17 protein-coding genes are annotated in these 22,352 nt (G+C 73.0%); 2 read left to right on the top strand and 15 right to left on the bottom strand.

The genetic code is table 11. From position 1 onward, the window contains the following. Positions 1-78: 78 nt before the first annotated feature. The 8 genes from tmk to bldG form a co-directional block, all read right to left on the bottom strand. Positions 79-3,165 carry a dTMP kinase gene (gene tmk / locus E5083_RS22170; protein ID WP_135787425.1) on the bottom strand — a complete coding sequence of 1,029 codons (3,087 nt, stop codon included), beginning with the start codon at positions 3,163-3,165 and terminating at the stop codon, positions 79-81. A gap of 165 nt (positions 3,166-3,330) precedes the next feature. Beyond that, entirely contained in the window at positions 3,331-6,162 is a 2,832-nt protein-coding gene (topA, locus tag E5083_RS22165; RefSeq protein WP_135787424.1) for a type I DNA topoisomerase, read from the bottom strand. A 259-nt stretch (positions 6,163-6,421) separates the two neighbouring features. Continuing rightward, positions 6,422-6,619, bottom strand: a complete 198-nt coding sequence (locus tag E5083_RS22160) for a hypothetical protein (RefSeq protein ID WP_135787423.1) — start codon at positions 6,617-6,619, stop codon at positions 6,422-6,424. Positions 6,620-6,887: 268 nt separating this feature from the next. Continuing rightward, entirely contained in the window at positions 6,888-8,408 is a 1,521-nt protein-coding gene (locus E5083_RS22155; protein WP_135787422.1) for a DUF7059 domain-containing protein, read from the bottom strand. Between the two features lie 50 nt (positions 8,409-8,458). Next, the gene (locus E5083_RS22150) at positions 8,459-9,070 is read right to left on the bottom strand and encodes a small secreted protein (RefSeq protein ID WP_208754119.1); all 612 of its coding nucleotides are present in this window, start codon (positions 9,068-9,070) and stop codon (positions 8,459-8,461) included. Positions 9,071-9,264: 194 nt separating this feature from the next. Next, positions 9,265-11,679 (bottom strand): sodium-translocating pyrophosphatase, encoded by a 2,415-nt coding sequence (locus E5083_RS22145; RefSeq protein WP_135787421.1) that lies wholly within the window; start codon positions 11,677-11,679, stop codon positions 9,265-9,267. Between the two features lie 333 nt (positions 11,680-12,012). Beyond that, a complete protein-coding gene (locus tag E5083_RS22140) occupies positions 12,013-12,450 on the bottom strand; it encodes an ATP-binding protein (protein WP_135787420.1) in 438 nt (145 codons plus the stop codon). 162 nt (positions 12,451-12,612) lie between these two features. Next, positions 12,613-12,954 (bottom strand): anti-sigma factor antagonist BldG, encoded by a 342-nt coding sequence (gene bldG, locus E5083_RS22135; RefSeq protein ID WP_010986038.1) that lies wholly within the window; start codon positions 12,952-12,954, stop codon positions 12,613-12,615. Positions 12,955-13,036: 82 nt separating this feature from the next. On the opposite strand from bldG, the gene E5083_RS22130 reads away from it, so the two are divergent. Continuing rightward, positions 13,037-15,571: a DEAD/DEAH box helicase gene (locus E5083_RS22130; protein ID WP_244317609.1), complete on the top strand. Its 2,535-nt coding sequence runs from the start codon at positions 13,037-13,039 to the stop codon at positions 15,569-15,571. Between the two features lies 1 nt (position 15,572). Here E5083_RS22130 and E5083_RS22120 read toward each other — a convergent pair whose 3' ends face one another. The 7 genes from E5083_RS22120 to ssd form a co-directional block, all read right to left on the bottom strand. Further along, entirely contained in the window at positions 15,573-15,959 is a 387-nt protein-coding gene (locus E5083_RS22120) for an Rv3654c family TadE-like protein (RefSeq protein ID WP_135787419.1), read from the bottom strand. Continuing rightward, positions 15,956-16,294, bottom strand: a complete 339-nt coding sequence (locus E5083_RS22115; RefSeq protein WP_135787418.1) for a TadE family type IV pilus minor pilin — start codon at positions 16,292-16,294, stop codon at positions 15,956-15,958. The genes E5083_RS22120 and E5083_RS22115 overlap by 4 nt, the downstream gene beginning before the upstream one ends. A gap of 22 nt (positions 16,295-16,316) precedes the next feature. Next, positions 16,317-16,517: a DUF4244 domain-containing protein gene (locus tag E5083_RS22110; RefSeq protein WP_086690392.1), complete on the bottom strand. Its 201-nt coding sequence runs from the start codon at positions 16,515-16,517 to the stop codon at positions 16,317-16,319. A 75-nt stretch (positions 16,518-16,592) separates the two neighbouring features. Next, on the bottom strand, positions 16,593-17,381 hold the full coding sequence (locus tag E5083_RS22105; protein WP_135787417.1) for a type II secretion system F family protein: 789 nt from the start codon (positions 17,379-17,381) through the stop codon (positions 16,593-16,595). Further along, entirely contained in the window at positions 17,378-18,253 is an 876-nt protein-coding gene (locus tag E5083_RS22100) for a type II secretion system F family protein (protein WP_135787416.1), read from the bottom strand. The genes E5083_RS22105 and E5083_RS22100 overlap by 4 nt, the downstream gene beginning before the upstream one ends. Positions 18,254-18,426: 173 nt before the next feature. After that, on the bottom strand, positions 18,427-19,626 hold the full coding sequence (locus E5083_RS22095) for a TadA family conjugal transfer-associated ATPase (RefSeq protein ID WP_135787415.1): 1,200 nt from the start codon (positions 19,624-19,626) through the stop codon (positions 18,427-18,429). Further along, a complete protein-coding gene (ssd, locus tag E5083_RS22090; RefSeq protein WP_135787414.1) occupies positions 19,623-20,729 on the bottom strand; it encodes a septum site-determining protein Ssd in 1,107 nt (368 codons plus the stop codon). Before ssd ends, E5083_RS22095 begins: the two co-directional genes overlap by 4 nt. Positions 20,730-21,307: 578 nt before the next feature. On the opposite strand from ssd, the gene E5083_RS22085 reads away from it, so the two are divergent. Further along, a complete protein-coding gene (locus tag E5083_RS22085; RefSeq protein WP_135787413.1) occupies positions 21,308-22,138 on the top strand; it encodes an HAD family hydrolase in 831 nt (276 codons plus the stop codon). Positions 22,139-22,352 lie beyond the last annotated feature (214 nt).

Here is a 22,352-nt window from a genome sequence, read left to right as displayed (position 1 = left end):
TGCCGCCCGCACGGCGAAGGGCGGCGCCCGCCGCGACGCCGAAGCGCCCGGTGGACACCGCCCCTGATCCCGCCTTCGTCAGCTACGCCGGCCCCGGCCGCGCCGGCCGCCGTCGTCGTGCCGGTCGCGCTCGTCGTGCTCGTCGTAGGACCCGAGGAGTTCGTCCGCGAGCGACGGCAGATCGTCCAGCGGGGTCTCCTCGGCCCAGTCGGGGCGCGGGCGCCGGGGCTTGCCGTCGGCACCGAGCTGCGGGATCTCGCGGGTGCGGTCCTCCGCGTCGTCGCGGACCGGCGGCAGGACGGCCGTCTCCTCGGCGGGGCTCACCGGGGGCAGTACGGCGGTCTCGTCGGCGTCCCGGTCGGAGAACTTCGGCAGCAGCGCCGTCTCGTCGGCCGCGCCCTGCGGGGCGGGCGGCTGCGGCAGCTCGGCCGTCACCTCGGCCTCGGAGCCGCCGTCGCGCACCGGGCGCAGTACGGCCGTGTCGTCGCCCGCGCGGGGCGCCGGGGCGTCCGGGACGGCGCGCTCGCGCTCGGACGGCTTGCGGGCCGCGGTGTCGGCCGCGGCTGCGGCCTCCGCCGCGCGCCTGCGGGCCTCCTCGGCGCGCAGCAGCGCGTCCTCGGCCTTGCGCTGCTTCTCCAGGCGCAGGGCCTCGGCCTCGGCACGCTGCCGGGCCTCCTCCTCGGCCTGCTTGCGGCGCCGCTCCTCCTCGGCCCTGCGGCGGGCCTCCTCTTCGGCGCGGGCCTTCTCCTCGGTGAGGAGCCGCTGACGCTCCTCCTCGGCACGGCGGTGCGCCTCCTCGGCGCGGCGCCGGGCCTCCTCCTCCTGGCGTTCGGCCTCGCGGCGCTGCGCCTCCTCCAGCTCGCGGCGCTTGCGCTCCTCCTCCTCGGCCCGCAGCCGGGCGAGCTGCTCGGCACGCTCACGCGCGACGCGCTCCTCCTCGGCCTTGCGGGCGGCCTCGGCCTCGGCCTTGCGGCGGGCCTCCTCCTCGGCCTGCTTCCGCGCCTCCTCCTGGGCCTTGATCTCGGCCTCGGAGAGCGGCAGCACGGTGTCGAGCCGGTGCCGGATCACGCTGGTGACGCCCTCGGACTCCTGGCCCGCGTCCACGACCAGGTAGCGGCCGGGGTCGGCGGCGGCAAGGGTGAGGAAACCGGCCCGCACGCGCGCGTGGAACTCGGCCGGCTCCGACTCCAGCCGGTCCGGCGCCTCGGTGAAGCGCTCCCGCGCGACCTCCGGCGGCACGTCCAGCAGGACGGTCAGATGCGGGACGAGACCGCCGGTGGCCCAGCGGTTGATCCGGGCGATCTCGGTCGGCGACAGGTCCCGCCCGGCGCCCTGGTAGGCGACGGAGGAGTCGATGTACCGGTCCGAGATGACGACCGCGCCGCGCTCCAGGGCGGGGCGTACGACGGTGTCGACGTGCTCGGCGCGGTCGGCGGCGTACAGCAGCGCCTCCGCGCGGTGCGACAGGCCCGCCTCGGAGACGTCCAGCAGGATCGAGCGGAGCCGCTTGCCCACCGGGGTGGCGCCGGGCTCGCGGGTGAGGACCACCTCGTGGCCCTTGGCGCGAATCCACTCGGCGAGCGCCTCGGCCTGGGTGGACTTGCCCGCGCCGTCGCCGCCCTCCAGGGAGATGAAGAAACCGTTCCCCGCGGGGGCGGTGACCGGATCGTCGCCGCCGAGCAGGGCGTCCTTGATGTCCTGGCGCAGCGGGATGCCCGAGCGGTCGTCGACCTTGGCGAGGACCAGCACGGCCACCGGCAGCAGCAGCGCGCCGACCAGCATCAGGGTGAACGAGGCACCGCCGTGCGCGAAGACGAAGCGGCCGTTCTCCAGCCGGTGCCGGCCGATGAGCCCGGCGACGACCGGGGCGATCAGGGCGCCGAGCGCCATGAAGACCCGGACGACGGCGTGCAGGTGCTCGGTGATCCGGGTACGGCGGGAGTCCTCGGTCTCCTGGTCGAGCAGGGCGTGCCCGGTGTTGGCGGAGATGCCCGCGCCGACACCGGCCAGGGTGAGGATCAGCAGGACGGTGGTGACGTCCGGGACGAGTCCGGCGGCCAGCAGGGCGATGCCGGTGAGCGCGATGGCCAGCGCGAGCAGCCGGCGCCGGGACAGCGAGGGCAGCAGCGCGGGCGCGGTACGGATGCCGACGCCGACACCGCCGGTCAGGCCCAGCACCAGCAGGCCGTAGAGCACCGGGCCGCCGCCCAGGTCGGAGGCGTGCAGCACGCACACCGCGACGGCGGCGGAGATGGCACCGGCCACCGCGGCGCAGGCGACGACCAGCGGCAGCACGGCGCCCGTGCGGCCCTTGTCCACGCCGGAGCCGGAACGCGGGCGGCGCAGGCCCTCCAGCGGGGAGCGCGGGCGCGGGGTGCGCGTGCCGGGCAGCTTCAGGGCGGTCAGCACGGACACCGAGGCGGCGAACAGGCCGGCGGCGACATAGGCAGCGAGGGCCGCGTGGTGCTGGTCGAACCAGGCGATGCCGGTGCCCAGCAGGTTGTTGAAGAGGGAGGCGGTGACCAGGGCGGCGGCGGCCAGCGGCAGCGCCACGAAGCCGGTGCGCAGCGACAGACGGCGCAGCGCGTCCAGGTGGTCCGGCAGCGGCCGCACCGACGCGCCCTCCGGGGGCGGGGCGGGCAGCAGCGCGGGGGCCGCGCTCTCCCGGCACACCGTCCACAGCCGCTCGGCGATGCCGGTGACGAAGGCGGTGGCCAGCAGGACGGTCAGGGCGTTGCCCGGCGTCCAGTCGATCCACAGGGGCGCCACGATCAGCAGCGCGGCCCGCGCGCCGTCGGCGCCGACCATGGTCCAGCGCCGGTCGAGCGGGCCGTCCGGGGCGGTGAGCGTGGTCAGCGGACCGAGCAGGACGGCGCCGAAGAGCACGGTGGCCAGCACCCGGGCGCCGAAGACCGTCGCCACTGCGAACGCCGCGCCCCGGTAGCCGCCGCCGAAGGAGCCCTGGGTGACCGCCGCCTGGAGGACGAGCACCACCAGCACGAGCAGCGCGAGGGCGTCACCGACGCCACTCACGAGCTGCGCGCTCCAGAGGCGGCGCAGGTCGGGTCGGCGCAGCAGTGAACGGACGGCGCGCTCGCGGGAATCCGCGACGAGGGCGTCGTCCGGTGCTGGATTGGGGGCCGTTGGCTGCTCGGCTCGCGTCATGCGTTCAGCCTATCCGCAGCCACCCACCCCCATGCCCCCCTTGTCCCCACCCCTTCCCTGACCCTCACTCCTTGATCCCCTAAGGGGCGCACGCCGGAGCGCGGAACACCCCGGTACCGAGGCCGGTACCGGGGTGTTCGCGAACGCGGAAGAGGGCGAGGGGGATCAGTCCTCCGAGCCGGAGCCCGTCGCCTTGGCCGCCGTCGTCTTCTTGGCGGTCGTCTTCTTCGCCGTGGTCTTCTTGGCGGCCGCCGTCGTCTTCTTGGCCGCCGTCTTCTTGGCGGCGGTCTTCTTCGCCGGGGCCGTCTTCTTGGCCGTGGCCTTCTTCGCCGTCTTCTTGGCGGGCCCCTTCGCCCGCTTCTCGGCGAGCAGCTCGAAGCCGCGCTCGGGGGTGATCTCCTCCACACTGTCGCCGGAGCGCAGCGTGGCGTTGGTCTCCCCGTCGGTGACGTACGGACCGAAGCGGCCGTCCTTGACCACGACCGGCTTGCCGGAGACCGGGTCCTCGCCCAGCTCCTTCAGCGGCGGCTTGGCGGCCGCCCGGCCACGCTGCTTGGGCTGGGCGTAGATCGCCAGCGCCTCCTCCAGCGTGATCGTGAAGAGCTGCTCCTCCGCCGTGAGCGAGCGCGAGTCCGTGCCCTTCTTCAGGTACGGGCCGTAGCGGCCGTTCTGCGCGGTGATCTCCACGCCCTCGGCGTCGGTGCCGACCACGCGGGGCAGCGACATCAGTTTCAGGGCGTCCTCGAGCGTGACCGTGTCGAGGGCCATGGACTTGAAGAGCGACGCCGTGCGCGGCTTGACCGCGTTCTTGCCGGTCTTCGGGGTGCCCTCGGGGAGCACCTCGGTGACGTAGGGGCCGTAACGGCCGTCCTTGGCGATGATCTGGTGGCCGCTGGCCGGGTCGGTGCCCAGCTCGAAGTCGCCGCTGGGCTTGGCCAGCAGTTCCTCGGCCAGCTCCACGGTCAGCTCGTCCGGCGCCAGGTCCTCGGGGACGTCCGCGCGCTGGTGCTGCTCGGTGTCCTTCTCGCCCCGCTCGATGTACGGGCCGTAGCGGCCGACGCGCAGCACGATGCCGTCGCCGACCGGGAAGGAGGAGACCTCGCGGGCGTCGATGGCGCCCAGGTCGGTGACGAGTTCCTTCAGGCCGCCGAGGTGGTCGCCGTCGCCGTTGCCCGCGTCGGCGGCGGCGCCGGTGTCCAGGCCCTCGCCGAAGTAGAAGCGCCTGAGCCACGGCACGGACTGGGCCTCGCCGCGCGCGATGCGGTCGAGGTCGTCCTCCATGCGGGCGGTGAAGTCGTAGTCGACGAGCCGGCCGAAGTGCTTCTCCAGCAGGTTGACCACGGCGAAGGACAGGAAGGACGGCACCAGGGCCGTGCCCTTCTTGAAGACGTAGCCGCGGTCCAGGATCGTGCCGATGATCGACGCGTAGGTCGACGGGCGGCCGATCTCGCGCTCCTCCAGCTCCTTGACCAGGGACGCCTCGGTGTAGCGGGCCGGGGCCTTGGTGGCGTGGCCGTCGACCGTGATCTCGTCGGCGGCCAGCGGGTCGCCCTCGGAGACCTGGGGCAGCCGGCGCTCGCGGTCGTCCAGCTCGGCGTTGGGGTCGTCGGCGCCCTCGACGTACGCCTTGAGGAAGCCGTGGAAGGTGATCGTCTTGCCGGAGGCGCTGAACTCGACGTCCCGGCCGTCGGCGGAGGTACCGCCGATCTTGACGGTCACGCTGTTGCCGGTCGCGTCCTTCATCTGGGAGGCGACGGTGCGCTTCCAGATCAGCTCGTACAGCTTGAACTGGTCGCCGGTCAGGCCGGTCTCGGCGGGGGTGCGGAAGCGGTCGCCGGAGGGACGGATCGCCTCGTGCGCCTCCTGCGCGTTCTTGACCTTGCCCGCGTAGGAGCGCGGCTGCGGCGGGAGGTAGTCGGCCCCGTACAACTGCGTGACCTGGGCGCGGGCGGCGCCGATGGCCGTCTCGCTCAGGGTCGTGGAGTCGGTACGCATGTACGTGATGTAGCCGTTCTCGTACAGCTTCTGGGCGACCTGCATGGTCGCCTTCGCGCCGAAGCCGAGCTTGCGGCTGGCCTCCTGCTGGAGGGTCGTCGTACGGAACGGGGCGTACGGCGAGCGGCGGTACGGCTTGGACTCCACCGAGCGCACGGAGAACCGGGTGGTCTCCAGGGCGGCGGCGAGCGCGCGGGCGCCTCCCTCGTCGAGGTGGAGGGTGTTGGCGCTCTTGAGCCGGCCGAGCGAGTCGAAGTCGCGGCCCTGGGCGACACGCCGGCCGTCGACGCTCTGCAGGCGGGCGACCAGCGAGGACGGGTCCGAGGCGTCACCGGCGCGGCCGGTGGCGAAGGTGCCGGTCAGGTCCCAGTACTCGGCGGAGCGGAAGGCGATGCGCTCACGCTCGCGCTCCACGATGAGCCGGGTGGCGACGGACTGGACCCGGCCCGCCGACAGCTTCGGCATGACCTTCTTCCACAGGACCGGCGAGACCTCGTACCCGTAGAGGCGGTCGAGGATGCGGCGGGTCTCCTGGGCGTCGACCAGCTTCTTGTTCAGCTCGCGCGGGTTGGCGACGGCCTCGCGGATCGCGTCCTTGGTGATCTCGTGGAAGACCATCCGCTTGACGGGGATCTTCGGCTTGAGGACTTCCTGGAGGTGCCAGGCGATGGCCTCGCCCTCGCGGTCCTCATCGGTGGCGAGGAAGAGCTCGACGGAGTCCTTCATCAGGTCCCGGAGCTTCTTGACCTGGGCCTTCTTGTCCGCGTTGATGACATAGATCGGCGCGAAGTCGTGTTCCACGTCCACACCGAGGCGGCGGACCTCACCGGTGTACTTCTCCGGCACCTCGGCGGCGCCGCTGGGAAGGTCCCGGATGTGCCCGACGCTCGCCTCGACTACGTATCCGGGGCCGAGGTAGCCCTTGATCGTCTTCGCCTTGGCAGGCGACTCGACGATGACGAGTCGGCGGCCGCCCTGTGCGGTCTCGCTGGTCGGGGACAACTTCGCTCTTCTCTCCGGTCGGCGCTGGGGTCCTCCCCCGGGCGCTCGTCCCTGGGGTCGCGGCGTGCGGTGGCTGGTGTGACGCTGCGGAGTGTGACGGTACATCCCGCCCCCGTGTCAAACGGGAAAAGCCCACAACGGCCACTCGAACGGTAACCCGACTACCGCCATTCCTGCCGCCCGGAGTACCCGCCGAACGCTCACCCCATGCCCGGAGCCCTCCGCTCCGGCCGCCGCCGCGCCGACCCGGCCCACGCGGTCAGGGACGCGTCAGGCAGTACGCGGCCAGTCCCAGCGAGACGAGTGCGGCGGCCGTCGCGAACACCGCGGATGCGACCCGGTTCACACCGGCGGCGACCGGTTCGGCGCGGCGCACCCGCACCCCGGTCCACACCATCAGAGCCCCTCCGAACAGCGCGAACACCGCTCCCGCGAACACCGCAGGCACGCTCTCCATGATCCGTCCGCCCCTCCCGCGCGCCCGGGCGCGGTCCGCAACTCTCCAGCGCGGGGAGGCTGCCACGCCCGGTGGACGGCGGGGCGACGGCGGGATGAACGGACGGGGCCGCCTCTGTCGCCGTCGGGACGGCACACATCACTTTCCGGCCTTTTTGCCGTTCCGCGCCGTGCCCCCGGCATACGACGATGATCCGGCGGCCCGTCCACCGGACCGGGTACGCCGGGTACGACAACCGGATCAGCCGACGTGTCCGCCCCGGCGCGGCTCAGCCCAGCGGTTCCAGGAAGCCCTGCTCCACCAGCAGCCGGATCTGCGCGGGCGTACGGTCGCGCAGCACCACGGGGTCCTCGCCGACGAGCTGGGCGATGGCGTCCAGGATGACGCCCGCGCTCAGCGAGCCGTCGCACACGCCCGCGAAGCCCGCGCCGATGGTGTCCACCTTCGTCGCCCGGCGCATGCCCCGGTGCTGACGGAGCACCACATGCTCGGGGTCCTCGGCGCCGGGCAGGCCGACCTGCTCCTGCACGACCTCGGCGGCCAGCCTGAAGTGGCCCTCCAGCAGGGCCGCGTCGTCGTGCGCGCGCAGGTGGTCGAGGCGCTCGAAGTGGTCCCGGATGGTGTCGCCGAGCGGCTGCTCGACGGGGTGCGGCCACTCCTCCACGGTGACGGAGGGCTCGGCCGAGCCCGTGCGGCGCAGGGTGATCCAGCCGAAGCCGACCGCCTTCACCTTGCGCGCCTCGAACTCGTCCAGCCACGCGTCGTAGAGCGACTGGTACTCCGCCCGGTCCTCGCGGTGGTCCCCGGCGTCCCTGAGCCACAGCTCGGCGTACTGCGTGATGTCCTGGACCTCGCGCTGCACGATCCACGCGTCGCACCCGCGCGGTACCCAGGAGCGCACCCGGTCCTGCCAGTCCTCCCCCTCCACGTGCTGCCAGTTGGCGAGGAACTGCGCGAACCCGCCCTCGTTCAGCCTGTCCCCCGCCTGCTGAACGAGCGAGCGGCACAGATCGTCCCCGCTCATCCCGCCGTCACGGTAGGTGAGCCGGGCGCCGGGCGAGATGACGAAGGGCGGGTTGGACACGATCAGGTCGAACGTCTCGTCGTCCTTGACCGGTTCGAACAGTGAGCCCTCGCGCAGGGTCGCGGCGGGCGCGCCGGAGAGGGCGAGGGTGAGCGCGGTGATGTGCAGGGCGCGCGGGTTGAGGTCGGTGGCGGTGACCCGGGTCGCGTGCTGGGCGGCGTGCAGCGCCTGGATGCCGGAGCCGGTGCCGAGGTCGAGCGCGGCGGCGACGGGGGTGCGCACGGTGATGCCGGCCAGCGTGGTGGAGGCGCCGCCGACGCCGAGGACCACGTCCTCGTCCCGGCTGCCGATGCCGCCCGCCCCGCCGACCGCGCAGCCGAGGTCGGACACGATGAACCAGTCCTCGCCGTCGGGCCCGCCGTAGGGGCGGACGTCGACGGTGGCGGCCAGCTCGTCGCCGCCCACGGCCTTGAGCCACCCGGCGTCCACCGCGTCCTCGACGGGCAGTACGTCCGTCAGGCGGGCGCGGGGCACCGGCTGCTGGAGCAGGAACAGCCGGACCAGGGCCTCCAGCGGCGTGTCGCCGCGGGTCGCGCGCAGGGCGGGCACGGTCTCGCTGCGGGCGAGCGCCGCGTAGGCGGGGGCGCCGAGCAGGTCGAGCAGGCCGTCCGCGGTGAAGGAGGCGGACAGCAGGGCGTCGCGCAGGCGGGCGGCCGCCTCGGGCCGGTCGGTGGCGGGCAGGGGGGCGGAGCCGGAGTCAGTCACGCCCCCATTGTGGCCCGCCGCGCCGTGCCCGGCCGTCCGCGCGAGTGGCGTCAGCTCTTGGCGGCGGGCGGCGCCGAGGCGGAGACCTTGCAGCTCTGCTGCTCGGCGATGGCCTCCTTGACGTCGCCCTGCTCCAGGCGCTTCAGGGCCTCGGTGCCGCTGCTGCTCTGGCGGCCGATCTCCTTGGTCTGGTCGGCGACCTCGTGCAGGCCCTTGGCGAACTTGCCCTGGTCCTTGGTGTCCAGCCCGTCGACCTTCTTCTTGAGGTCGGCGTAGGAGGTGGCCAGGCTGTTGAGGTTCTTGACCGCGTCCTGCTGCCGCTTGGCCCCGCCGTCGACCCCGGGGGGCGCACCGGCGTCGTTGATGGCGGTGGCGATGGCCTTGTAGCCGTCGGACATGTCCTGGAACGCCTGCGCGTACGTCTCCTTCGCCGTCTTGGGCGGGAGGTCGCTGTCGCTGGCGATCTTGGCGATCCCGGCGTTGGCCGCCTTGATCTTGGTGTACTGCGCGGGCACCGCGTCGCACACCTTCTTCGCCCAGACACCCAGCTTGGGGTCGGGGCCGCCGCCGTCGCTGCCGCATCCCGTCAGCGCCGTTATCAGTACCGCGCCGCCGGACAGGGCGGCCGCGAGCTTCTTGTTCACCGGATCGGTCCCTTCCATGGCTATCGGCCACCGGAATCTACACGGCGGAACGAGACCATCCACACGACCGATGCCCTATAAGCAGACTTTTGCGGTGCTTCGCACCATGCGAGAGAAGGCTCACGGCCGATGGGCCCGTGCGGGGTGTCCCCACGCACGCGGGCGGGCGGCGACGCGTCAGCCCGCGCCGTCCGCCCGCCGTTGTGCCTCGCTTACGGAACCACCGCCGGGGGCGTGGAGTTGGAGACCTCGCCCGCGTCCTCGTCCCCCACCGCGATCCCGCGCCGCTTGGACACGTACACCGCGACGACGATCACCAGCAGCGCGAACACCGCGACCAGGACGCGGACGAGCATGCTGCTGCTGCCTCCGTAGGAGAACTTGATCACCGCGGGGGCGATGAGCAGGGCGACCAGGTTCATCACCTTCAGCAGCGGGTTGATGGCCGGGCCCGCGGTGTCCTTGAAGGGGTCGCCGACCGTGTCGCCGATCACCGTGGCCGCGTGGGCGTCGCTGCCCTTGCCGCCGTGGTGGCCGTCCTCCACCAGCTTCTTGGCGTTGTCCCAGGCGCCGCCGGAGTTGGCGAGGAACACCGCCATCAGCGTGCCCGCGCCGATCGCGCCGGCCAGGAAGGCACCGAGGGCGCCGACGCCGAGGGTGAACCCGATGAAGATCGGCGCCATCACGGCGAGCAGTCCGGGCGTGGCCAGCTCGCGCAGGGCGTCGCGGGTGCAGATGTCGACGACCCGGCCGTACTCGGGCTTCTCCGTGTAGTCCATGATCCCCGGCCGCTCGCGGAACTGCCGGCGCACCTCGAACACCACCGAACCGGCCGACCGCGACACGGCGTTGATGGCGAGCCCGGAGAAGAGGAAGACGACGGCCGCGCCCGCGATCAGGCCGACCAGGTTGTTGGGCTGGGAGATGTCCATGGACAGGGTCAACGGTGAACCCGGTCCGCTGAGCCGCTCCCCCACGTCCTGTACGCCGGTGGTGATCGCGTCCCGGTACGAGCCGAAGAGGGCCGCGGCCGCGAGAACGGCGGTGGCGATGGCGATGCCCTTGGTGATGGCCTTGGTGGTGTTGCCGACCGCGTCCAGGTCGGTGAGCACCTGGGCGCCGGCGCCCTCCACGTCCGAGGACATCTCGGCGATGCCCTGCGCGTTGTCGGAGACCGGGCCGAAGGTGTCCATGGCGACGATCACCCCGACCGTGGTCAGCAGCCCCGTCCCGGCGAGCGCCACCGCGAACAGCGCCAGCATGATCGAGGTGCCGCCGAGCAGGAACGCCCCGTACACGCTGAGGCCGATCAGCAGCGCGGTGTAGACGGCGGACTCCAGGCCCAGCGAGATGCCGGAGAGGACGACGGTCGCGGGGCCGGTCAGCGAGGTGCGGCCGACGTCGCGGACCGGGCGGCGGGTGGTCTCGGTGAAGTAGCCGGTGAGCTGCTGGATGACGGCCGCGAGCAGGATGCCGATGGCCACGGCGACCAGCGCCAGCACCCGGGGGTCGCCGTCCTTGCCGCTGATCGCCGCGTCGGTCACGCCGGCCAGCTCGGAGTAGCGGCCGGGCAGATAGACGTAGACGGCGACCGCGACCAGCGCGAGGGAGATCACGGCGGAGACGAAGAAGCCCCGGTTGATGGCGCTCATCCCGCTGCGGTCGGCGCGGCGCGGGGCGACCGCGAAGATACCGATCATCGCGGTGACGACACCGATCGCCGGGACCAGCAGCGGGAAGGCGAGCCCGGCGTCGCCGAAGGCGGTCTTGCCGAGGATCAGCGCGGCCACCAGGGTGACGGCGTACGACTCGAAGAGGTCGGCCGCCATGCCCGCGCAGTCCCCGACGTTGTCGCCCACGTTGTCCGCGATGGTCGCCGCGTTGCGCGGGTCGTCCTCCGGGATGCCCTGCTCGACCTTGCCGACCAGGTCGGCGCCGACGTCCGCGGCCTTGGTGAAGATGCCGCCGCCGACGCGCATGAACATGGCGATCAGGGCGGCGCCCAGGCCGAATCCCTCCAGCACCTTGGGCGCGTCGGCCGCGTAGACCAGCACCACGCAGGAGGCGCCGAACAGGCCGAGTCCCACGGTGAACATGCCGACCACGCCGCCGGTGCGAAATGCGATCTTCATCGCCTTGTGCGAGACGACGGTGAGGTCCTTTTCCGCCTCGCCCTCTCCCGGAGTCGCCTCCCGGGCGGCCGCGGCGACGCGCACATTGCTGCGTACGGCGAGCCACATGCCGATATAGCCGGTGGCCGCCGAGAAAACCGCGCCGATCAGGAAGAACACCGAGCGCCCGGCCCGCTGATTCCAGTCGTCGGCGGGAAGCAGCAGAAGCAGGAAGAACACCACGACGGCGAAAATGCCGAGGGTGCGCAACTGCCGCGCCAGATATGCCTTCGCGCCTTCCTGGACCGCCTCCGCGATCTCCCGCATGCGTGCGGTGCCCTCGCCCGCCGACAGCACCTGGCGCACCAGGACGCCCGCGACGACCAGTGCCGCAAGGGCCACCGCCGCGATCACGGCGACCAGCGCGCGGTTGCCGTCGGTGAGGACGACGGCCGCGAGGGACGCGGAGTTGGATGCGGAGTGACCCGCCTGACCAGGGATGAGAAGCCCCGCCATTCGTCCTCCTTGACGCTTGGGCCGAGCTCAAGCTGTGGACGGACTTGTAGCTGCCCGATGGTGATCCCGACCGGCACGGTAAACAGAATTGCCCGCCCCTAACCCTTTAGCAAACGATCGAGGAGACGACCAGAGCACGAAACCCGGACGGAGTAATGCCCCTGAGGCATTTAAGATCGCGCCTTCACCGGCGCGATCTGCGGGGGTTTCCGGTCGTGAATTCCTTCACGTATTCGGGGCGGCCGGCGGTTCGGCCGAAAGTGGCCGGAACGACGCGAGGGGCCCTGCGGTGCAGGGCCCCTCGGAAGTCGTCCGGCGCGCTTGGCGCCCGGTTCAGATCAGTACGGTCGGCGGCGGGGTGGTCGGCCAGGACATGCGGATCAGGCCGCCGTTCTCACCGGTGGTGACCTCGACGTCGTCCACGAGGCCGCTGATGACCGCGAGGCCCATCTCGTCCTCCTCGGCCTCCACGTCCGCGTCGGCGGCCGCGCCGCCCGCGACCCGCTCGGCGGGCACCGCGTGCGGAGCCTCGTCGCCGACCTCGATGGAGAAGAGCTTCTCCTCCTCGATCAGCGCGACCTTGACCGGCGCGGTGATGCCCACGCTCTGGTGGAGTCCGACCGCGCGGGAACACGCCTCACCGACCGCGAGGCGGACCTCGTCGAGTACGGCCTCGTCCACTCCGGCCCTGCGCGCCACCGCGGCCGCCACCAGACGGGCGGTCCGGACGTGCTCGGGCAGCGCGCTGAAGCGGAGTTCGACGGTGGCCATGCATCCCCCTCGCGTACTACGGGCGTGCGGTGCGGGGCCGGGGCCGCCGAAAGCCCGCACCCCCACGATGAAACTTCCGCGCCCCGACCGCTGACGGCACCGGGGCGGAGTCAACCGGCGCCCGGACCGCACAGGCAGCCCGGACCCGGCTTACGACCCTGGTCAGTCGGTGGCCGCCACCGCTTCCTCGACCGAGGTGTGGATCGGGAACACCTTGGTGAGGCCGGTGATACGGAAAATCTTCAGAATGCGCTCCTGGTTGCAGACCAGACGGAGCGAGCCCTCATGGGCACGCACCCGCTTCAGGCCACCGACCAGCACGCCGAGCCCGGTGGAGTCGAGGAAGTCCACGCCCTCCATGTCGACGACGAGGTGGAAATTGCCGTCGTTCACCAGCTCGACCAACTGCTCGCGCAGCTTGGGCGCGGTGTACACATCGATTTCGCCACCGACCTCGACGACCGTACGATCGCCGACGGTACGGGTCGACAGGGACAGGTCCACGAATCCTCCAGCACCTTGCTATCGAGCGGTCATCCCTCGGGACATCCCGGCTTACGGCCCTTGGAACACTTCGCCAGCCGCCATGGCATTCAATCACTTACCGGCAGGTGTGCACGACGCCTTGGCTCCATTGTCCGTCAAGCCGGTGACACACTCGGTGCCGATGGCCAAGAATCACCGACCCGATCACCCCCAGCCGGACCCGGCGTCCCGCCCGTCTCCGGAGACGGTTCTGCACCGGCTCGCCTCCGGTCCGAGCAGGTCCGCGCGCATCACTCATACGGAGCACTTGCCCCCGCGCGCGGGCCGCCATGCCGTCTGGCCGGACCGGATTCGCGCCGAGGTGATCGCGGCGGTCCAGGAGCGCGGGATCGAGCACCCCTGGGCCCACCAGGCAATCGCCGCCGAGCACGCCCTGGACGGCGACTCGGTGGTCGTCGCCACCGGCACCGCCTCCGGCAAGTCCCTGGCCTATCTGATGCCGGTGCTCTCCGCCCTGCTGGACGGGTCCGAGGCGCCGAACGGCCGGGGCGCCACCGCCCTGTACCTCTCCCCCACCAAGGCCCTGGCCGCCGACCAGTGCCGCGCGGTACGGGAACTCGCCGCGCCCCTGGGCAACGCGGTGCGCCCCGCGGTCTACGACGGCGACACCCCGTTCGAGGAACGCGAGTGGGTCCGGCAGTACGCCAACTACGTCCTGACCAACCCCGACATGCTGCACCGGGGCATCCTGCCCTCCCACCCCCGCTGGTCCTCCTTCCTGAAGTCGCTCAAGTACGTCGTGATCGACGAGTGCCACACCTACCGGGGCGTCTTCGGCTCGCACGTCGCCCAGGTGCTGCGCCGGCTGCGCAGACTGTGCGCCCGCTACGGCGCGTCGCCCGTCTTCCTGCTGGCCTCCGCCACGGCCGCCGAGCCCTCGGTCGCCGCCCGCCGGCTGACCGGGCTGCCGGTGGTCGAGGTCGCCGACGACGCCTCCCCCCGCGGGGAACTCGTCTTCGCCCTCTGGGAGCCCCCGCTCACCGAGCTGCACGGCGAGAAGGGCGCCCCGGTGCGCCGCACCGCCACGGCCGAGACCGCCGACCTGCTGACCGACCTCACCGTGCAGGGCGTGCGCTCGGTCGCCTTCGTCCGCTCCCGGCGCGGCGCCGAGCTGATCTCGGTCATCGCGCAGGAACGGCTCGCCGAGGTCGACCGCTCCCTGGTCCGGCGTGTCGCCGCCTATCGCGGCGGCTACCTCCCCGAGGAGCGCCGCGCCCTGGAACGCGCCCTGCACTCCGGCGACCTCCTCGGCCTCGCCGCCACCACCGCCCTGGAGCTGGGCGTGGACATCTCCGGCCTGGACGCGGTGGTGATCGCCGGTTATCCGGGCACCCGTGCCTCCCTGTGGCAGCAGGCGGGCCGCGCCGGGCGCTCCGGGCAGGGCGCGCTGGCGGTCCTGGTGGCCCGCGACGATCCGCTGGACACCTATCTCGTCCACCACCCGGAGGCCCTGTTCGACCGCCCGGTGGAGTCCACGGTCCTGGACCCGGACAACCCCTACGTCCTCGCCCCGCACCTGTGCGCGGCCGCCGCCGAGATCCCGCTGACCGAGGCCGACCTCGAACTCTTCGGCCCGGTGAGCGCCGATGTGCTGGGCCAGCTTGAGGCCGCGAAGCTGCTGCGCCGCCGCACCCGCGCCTGGCACTGGACGCGCCGGGAACGCGCCGCCGACCTGACCGACATCCGGGGCACCGGCGGGCCTCCGGTGCAGATCGTGGAGGAGGGCACCGGACGCCTGCTCGGCACGGTCGACGCGGAGGCCGCGCACTCCGCCGTCCACGAGGGCGCGGTCCATCTCCACCAGGGCCGCACCTACCTGGTGCGCTCGCTCGACCTGAAGGACTCCGTCGCCCTGGTCGAACAGGCCGACCCGCCGTATTCGACCGCCGCCCGCGACACCACGTCCATCGCCGTCCTGGAGACGGAGACGGAGATCCCGTGGGGCTCCGGCCGGCTGTGCCTCGGCTCGGTCGAGGTCACCAACCAAGTGGTCTCCTTCCTGCGCAGACGCCTGATCACCGGCGAGGTGATGGGCGAGACGAAACTCGATCTCCCTCCGCGCACGCTCCGTACCCGCGCGGTGTGGTGGACGGTCACCGAGGACCAGCTCGACGAGGCCCGGATCAACCCGGAGATCCTCGGCGGCGCCCTCCACGCCGCCGAACACGCCTCGATCGGCATGCTGCCCCTCTTCGCCACCTGCGACCGCTGGGACATCGGCGGGGTCTCGGTCCCGCTGCACCCCGACACGCTGCTCCCCACGGTCTTCGTCTACGACGGCCACCCCGGCGGGGCGGGCTTCGCCGAGCGCGCCTTCCACACCGCCCGCGCCTGGCTGACGGCCACCCGCGAGGCCATCGCCTCCTGCGAGTGCGAGGCCGGCTGCCCGTCCTGCATCCAGTCCCCCAAGTGCGGCAACGGCAACGAGCCGCTGCACAAACGGGGGGCGGTACGGCTGCTTACGACGCTGTTGCGGGGGGCGCCGGAGGAGGGGGAGTCCGGCGGGGACGGGGCCGGGGCCGGCGGGGCGGAGGCGGCCGGGGCCGATGCGGAGGCGGCCGGGGAGGCGGGCTGAGCTAGGGGCTGGGGCCCTGTGATGCGGGCGCCCGGGTCTCCGTGACCGGCGGGTCAGGAGGTCCCGCCCTGGCCCGTACCTCCGCCGCGAACGGTCCGTGTCCCGACCCCGCGCTCACGTCCGAGGTCTCGCCGACGATCGCGCACCGCACCAGCCGCGCACCCTGGGCCGACGCCACCCGGCGACCCGCGTCGCACGCCGCCTCCGTGCCCTCGGACCAGTGGTCCGCCGCCGCGAGCGCCGCCAGATCGGCCGCGCCGGCCGCCCGGTGCCGTACGACTACCGCGTGCCCCAGGCCGAGTACGGCGCCGAACACCACGCACAGCAGAGCGATCACCCCGAGGCTCCAGACGGTCGCGGAACCCCGGTCACCCTCCCCGCACCTCATGGCCCCTCCTCTCCGGCCCCCACCGCGTCCTCGGCGGCGGCCACGGCCTCCTCCCGTACCTCGAACGGCAGCCCCGTCAGCACCGGCGGCTTCGCCACCACCGTCACGCGGACCTGCTCGCCCTCGCGGGCGACGCCGACCGTCGCCCCGCGCGGTGCCGCTTCTCTGGCCAGCCGGACCACCGCTTCGGGCGGGTCCTGGCGGGCGGCCGCCCGCGCCCCGGTGCGGGCGGCGTCCACGCACTGGATCTGGGCGGCCACGGCGAGCAGCCCCCAGACCAGCGCCATGGTGAACGCCACCAGCACCGACAGCACCACGGCCGCCTCGGCCGTCACGAACCCCCGGTCCGCGCCTCGTTCACATGCGCGCACTGAGCGCTCGTTTCACGATGCCCTGGAGCTCCGCCTTGACCTGGCCGCTGGTGACGACCTCGTAAAGCAGCAAGGCGAATCCGACCGCCGCGATGATTCCCATGGCGTATTCGGAGGTCACCATTCCGGCGTCCTTGCGGCACCGCTCCCGCAGCAGCGCCCATGCCCTGCCGGCCTTTTCTCGCATCTCAAGTTCCTTTCGGTGAAGCTCGGTTGTCGTTGTCGTTGTCGTTGTCGTTGTCGTGCACGTCGGTCCGTTCGGTCAGGGCCCACCTCCTCCCATCGCGCCGCCCGCGAGGCCGATCACCACGGGCAGGACGCCGACCGCGATGAAGGCGGGGAGGAAGCACAGCCCGACCGGTGCCGAGATCAGTACGGCCGCCCTGCGCGCCCTGACGGTGGCCGCCCGTATCGACTCCGCCCGCGCGTCCGAGGCCAGTCGGGCCACGGGTTCGGCCGCCGGAAGCCCGGACCGGTCGGCCCGCTCCAGCAGGCGGGCCAGTGCTCCGGCGCCGGGCAGGGCTGTCAACCGGGCCCAGGCGTCCGCCGGTTCACCGCCGAGGCGGGCTTCCGCCGCGCCCCGCGCCAGCGCGTCGCCGACCGGGCCTCCGAGCGCCTCCCCTACCGCCTGGGCGGCGACCACGGGACCGGCCCCGGCCTCGATGCAGGCGGCCAGCAGCTCGGCGGCGAGGGGGAGTTGCCGAGCTGCGGCGGCCGCATCAAGAAGCTCCGCCGCGGGTCGTTCCAACGCCCGCCGTTCCTGCCACCGCCACAGCGCCACACCGGCCCCGAGCCCCACCAGCGCCCCGAAGACCCCGCCGACCACCGCCCACGCCCCGCACCCGATCCCGGCCACCGGCAGCCACTTCCGCGCCGCGTCGGCCACCGCGAGGGAGCGACCCGCCTCGGGCGACTCCACGGCCAGCAGTCCCGCCACCCTCCGCCGCACCAGGCGCCGTTGTCGCATCAACTCCAGCCGACGGACCGCCCAGTCGAGGGCGACGGCCGTCCCCACGGCCACCCCCAGGTTGTGGACAACATCCCCGCTCATGCCGCCTCAGCTCCCCGCACGATCCGTGCCGCCCACCAGACCCCGGCGCCCTCGAACACCGCTCCCGCCACCAGACAGCCCAGCCCGGCCCCGGTGTGCAGGAGCACCCGGAGTGGGTCGGCCCCCATGGCCGCGCCCAACAGCAGCCCGAACAGGGGCAGCACCGCCAGCAGCAGGGCCGTGGCGCGAGCGCCGGACAACTGGGCGCGCAGGTCGGCGCGTTGGTCCCGTTCCGCGCGCAGGGCGCCGTCCAGCCGGTCGAGGCCGGCCGCCAGGCCCGCGCCCTGGTCCACGGCCACCCGCCAGCAGGCGGCCAGCCCCAGCAGCCCCTCGGCGCCCGGTTGCCGGGCCGCCACGGCGAGCGCGCCCGGCACATCGCCCCCGAACCGCGCCGCCGCGATCGCGGCCGCCTGCGCCTCGTCCAGGCCCCCGGAGTCCCGCTCGGCCCGCAGCAGGGCCTCGCCCGGCTGTTGACCGGCGCGGACCTCCCCGGCGAGCACCCCGCACAGGGCGATCACCGCGTCCGCCCGGCGTTCCCGCACCAGCCGGGCCCGCCGCGCCTTTCCCACCCGGCGCAGCACCGGCACCCCGGCGGCCCCCGCCACCACCGGAATGACCGAGGCCCCCAACAGCGCCAACACCAGCCCCGCCACGAGCGCCCACCACTCGGCACCCACCCGTTCATGGAGCCGCCGCAGCTCACCGAGACCCCGCTCCCAAGGCATCAGCACGGGGTCCGCCACTCCACCGCCCACGAACAGCAACCGCGCCCGCCGCACCCCTTGATGCCGGGCGTTCACCGCCCAGGCCACTCCCCCGGCACAGGCCAGCCCCGCGCCCAGCACCGCCTCTCCGACACCGACGTCAGCCATGGCAGACCCCCTCACTCCAGTCGTGCAGCCGCCGCAATTCCCCGAGGCCCCGCGCACAGGGCGTCGGCCAGGGGCCCACCGCCCCGCCGCCCGCGAACGGCAGCCACACCCCTTGATCCCGTGCGTGCAGCCCCCAAGCCACGCCCCCGACACAGACCAGCCCTACGCCAAGTTCAGACATCACCAACCCCCTCGCCCCCAGCCCCCTCGGACAGCAACCCCCGCAGCCGCTCCCACCCGCGCCCCGGAACGAAGCCCCGCTCCCCCCACCGCAGTGCCGGTACCGTCCGGACCAGCCCCGAGGGGTCCCGCTCCAGCACATGGACCTCCGCGATCCGGCGCCGCCCGGCGCGGTCGCGTACCAGGTGGATCACCACCGAGAGCGCGGCCGCCAACTGGCTGTGCAGCGCGGCACGGTCGAGGCCGGCTGCCGTACCCAGGGCCTCCAGGCGGGCCGGGACGTCGGCGGCCGCGTTGGCGTGCACGGTGCCGCAGCCGCCCTCGTGGCCGGTGTTGAGCGCGGCCAGCAGATGGACCACCTCGGGGCCGCGCACCTCCCCGACGACCAGCCGGTCGGGCCGCATGCGCAGCGCCTGCCGGACCAGGTCCTCCAGCGTCACCAGTCCGGCGCCCTCCTGGTTGGCGGGCCGGGTCTCCAGCCGGACCACGTGTGGATGGTCGGGCCGCAGTTCCGCCGAGTCCTCGGCCAGCACGATCCGTTCACCGGGGCCGACCAGTCCGAGCAGTGCGCTCAGCAACGTCGTTTTTCCTGTGCCGGTTCCGCCGCTGACCAAGAACGACAGCCGGGCCGCCATCAGCGCCCGCAGCAGCCCCTCCCCGCCCGGCGGCAGCGTGCCCGCGCGGGCCAGTTCGCCGAGGGTGAAGGCGCGGGGCCGGACCACGCGCAGGGACAGGCAGGTGCAGCCGACCGCCACCGGGGGCAGCACCGCGTGCAGGCGGGTCCCGTCGGGGAGGCGGGCGTCGGCCCAGGGCCGGGCGTCGTCCAGGCGGCGTCCGGCGACGGCGGCCAGCCGTTGCGCGAGCCGTCGGACCGCCGGGGCGTCGGGGAAGGTGACCGGGGTCAGTTCCAGGCCGCCGCCCCGGTCGACCCACACCCGGTCCGGCGCGGTGACCAGCACGTCGGTGACGCTCGGGTCGGCCAGCAGCGGCTCCAGCGGGCCGGAGCCGACGAGTTCGGAGCGCAGATGCTCGGCCGCGCCCAGGACCTCGGCGTCGCCCAGCACCCGCCCCTGTTCGCGCAACGCCTGCGCCACCCGCGCGGGCGTGGGCTCGGCCCCGCTCTCGGCGAGGCTGCGCCGGACGCCGTCGAGGAGTGCCGCGCCGTCGGCAAGGTCGAGTCCGGGAAGCGTCATCGCGGGCCTCCCGCCTCGGTCAGCGCCTGCTCCCAGAAGGCGGTGCAGAACCGGGACAGCGGGCCGCGTCCGGTCGCGCCGGGCGGTCTGGCGGTACCTCGGGGCCGCAGCAGCGCGGGCTCGACGGGCACGGTGCCGATCAGCGGCAGCCCGAGCAGCCGGGCCACCTCGTCCTCGTCCAGCCCCGGCCCGTACGGCCCCCTGACCGCCACCCGCAGATCCCGCACGACCATGCCCATGGCAGAGGCGACCCGGCCGGCCGCGGCCAGCGCGCGCAGCTCCGCCGGGACGACGAGCACCGCCATGTCGAGCTGGGCCAGGGCTTCCGCGACCCCGTCGTCCAGACGGCGCGGGAGGTCGACGACCACCGTGCCCCCGCGTCGCCGGGCGGCGGCGAGCACCGCGCGGACGGCCTGGGGCGGTACGGCCACGCAGTCGCCCCGGTCCCAGCTCAGGACGCGCAGCGCGTGCAGTTCGGGCAGGGATTCCTCCAGGGCGCCGCCGCCGACTCTGCCGCGTGAGGCGGCGAAGGCGGGCCAGCGCAGCCCCTCCGCGGTCTCGCCCCCGAGGAGCACGTCGAGTCCGCCGCCGAGCGGGTCGGCGTCCACGAGCAGGGTCCGCAGCCCCTGGTGGGCGGAGGTGACGGCGAGGGCACAGGCCAGCGTGGAGGCCCCGGCGCCGCCCCGGCCGCCGATGACGCCGACGGTGAGGGCGGGGCGGCCCACGCCCTCCGCCACGTCGGCGATGCGGTCGATGAGCCACTGCTCGCCGTCGGGCAGCATCAGCACATGGTCGGCGCCGATCCCGACCGCGCGTTTCCACACGTCCGGGTCGTCCTGGTCACGGCCGACCAGGACCACACCCCGCCGCCGCGCGGCTCCGCGCACCCGGCGGGCGGCGTCGTCCCCGACCAGGACGAGCGGTGCGCCGTCCCATCCCCCGCCGTGGTCCGGGACTCCGTGGTGGACTTCTGGTGTGGCGCCGGCCGCCGCGCACAGGCGCAGCAGATCGTCCAGGAGCGCCGCGTCCTCGGTGACGATGAGCGGCCGTCCCGGTCGTCCGGCCGTGGCCGGAGGCGGATCGTGCGCGACGGTTCCGGTCATGGTGTTCCCCCTTCACTGCGACTTCCGCGCCGCTCTCTCGGCCGCGCGATTCCCAAGATGTGGAGAACCGGTAAAGGTCTCCATATGAACGGCCGACAGAAACCGGCCAAACGCACTCCGCATTGCGATCCGGCCATGAACAGGCCCGGATCAGGAGCGCTGGAATCACGATGGGGCGAACCGCGAAATCGTGTGGATCTTGGTCAAAAACTGTGGACGGCGGAGCGCCTGTGAATAACTTCGTCACTCATACCGGTGACATCGGCACGCGCTGTGTACGAGTTTCCGAGCGCACCCTGATGATTACCGTACGTAATCAATCATGGGCATGACGAAAGGGCGGCCGCAGCCGCCCGGTGCCGGTCTCGTACCGGCCGAAGAGGGGGTGAAAACGCGTCCGGACATGCGACGACCCCCGCCGGGGGGGAGAGCGGGGGTCGTCCCCACGGCCGACTCGGGGGGGGAGGAGTCGGACCGGGGTTAGCACGGTCGCGAACGATCCGTGACTTCCATGGTGTACCCGAGAGGCTTCTCAGGCAAACCCACACGCCCCACCTTACGCCGAATGGTGGGCGCCTATGCTCAGGGACGTGGAAAACCACTCCTTGCCTCGCGCAGCGGCCTTCTTCGACCTGGACAAGACGGTCATTGCGAAGTCCAGCACGCTCACCTTCAGCAAGTCCTTCTACCAAGGCGGACTGATCAACCGCAGAGCGGCCTTGCGCACCGCGTATGCCCAGTTCGTCTTCCTGGCCGGCGGTTTGGACCATGACCAGATGGAGCGCATGCGGGAGTACCTCTCGGCGCTCTGCCGGGGCTGGAACGTGCGCCAGGTCAAGGAGATCGTGGCCGAGACCCTGCACGACCTGATCGACCCGATCATCTACGACGAGGCCGCCTCGCTGATCGAGGAGCACCACACGGCGGGCCGGGACGTCGTGATCGTGTCCACCTCGGGCGCGGAGGTCGTGGAGCCGATCGGCGAGCTGCTCGGCGCCGACCGGGTGGTGGCGACCCGTCTGGTGGTCGGCGAGGACGGCTGCTTCACCGGCGAGGTGGAGTACTACGCGTACGGCCCCACCAAGGCCGAGGCGATCCGGGAGCTGGCCGCCTCCGAGGGGTACGACCTCGACCGCAGCTTCGCCTACAGCGACTCCGCCACCGACCTGCCGATGCTCCAGGCCGTCGGCCACCCGCACGCCGTCAACCCCGACCGCGCGCTGCGCCGCGAGGCCGTCTCGCGCGGCTGGCCGGTGCTGGAGTTCCGCAAGCCGGTCCGGCTCAAGCAGCGCCTGCCCTCGCTCCACGCACCCCGCCCGGCGGTCGTCGCGGCAGCGGCACTGGGCGCGGCGGCCGCGACCGCCGGCCTGGTCTGGTACGCCAGCAAGCGCCGGGGCACGACCGTTTGACCGGGCCCCTCCGGCCGCCCGATTCACCCCTGTTTGAACCTAAAAGTAAAGAACTCCGGGCAGGGGTTTCGCTCGTCACGAGGTTGCAGTACAAAGGATTCACGGCCTGCGGGACCTAAAGGACATCCGAGAGGATTCCCTACCACTACGCATCTGGGCCCCACGGACCTCGCATGAACACAGGGCACCCACGCGACGTCGGACCGTCGATTAC

Origin of the sequence: Streptomyces bauhiniae, from assembly GCF_004784475.1 — a bacterium.
GTDB lineage: Bacteria > Actinomycetota > Actinomycetes > Streptomycetales > Streptomycetaceae > Streptomyces > Streptomyces seoulensis.
Note: the sequence above shows the minus strand (reverse complement) of the source record. Positions and strands in the feature narration are given on the sequence as shown.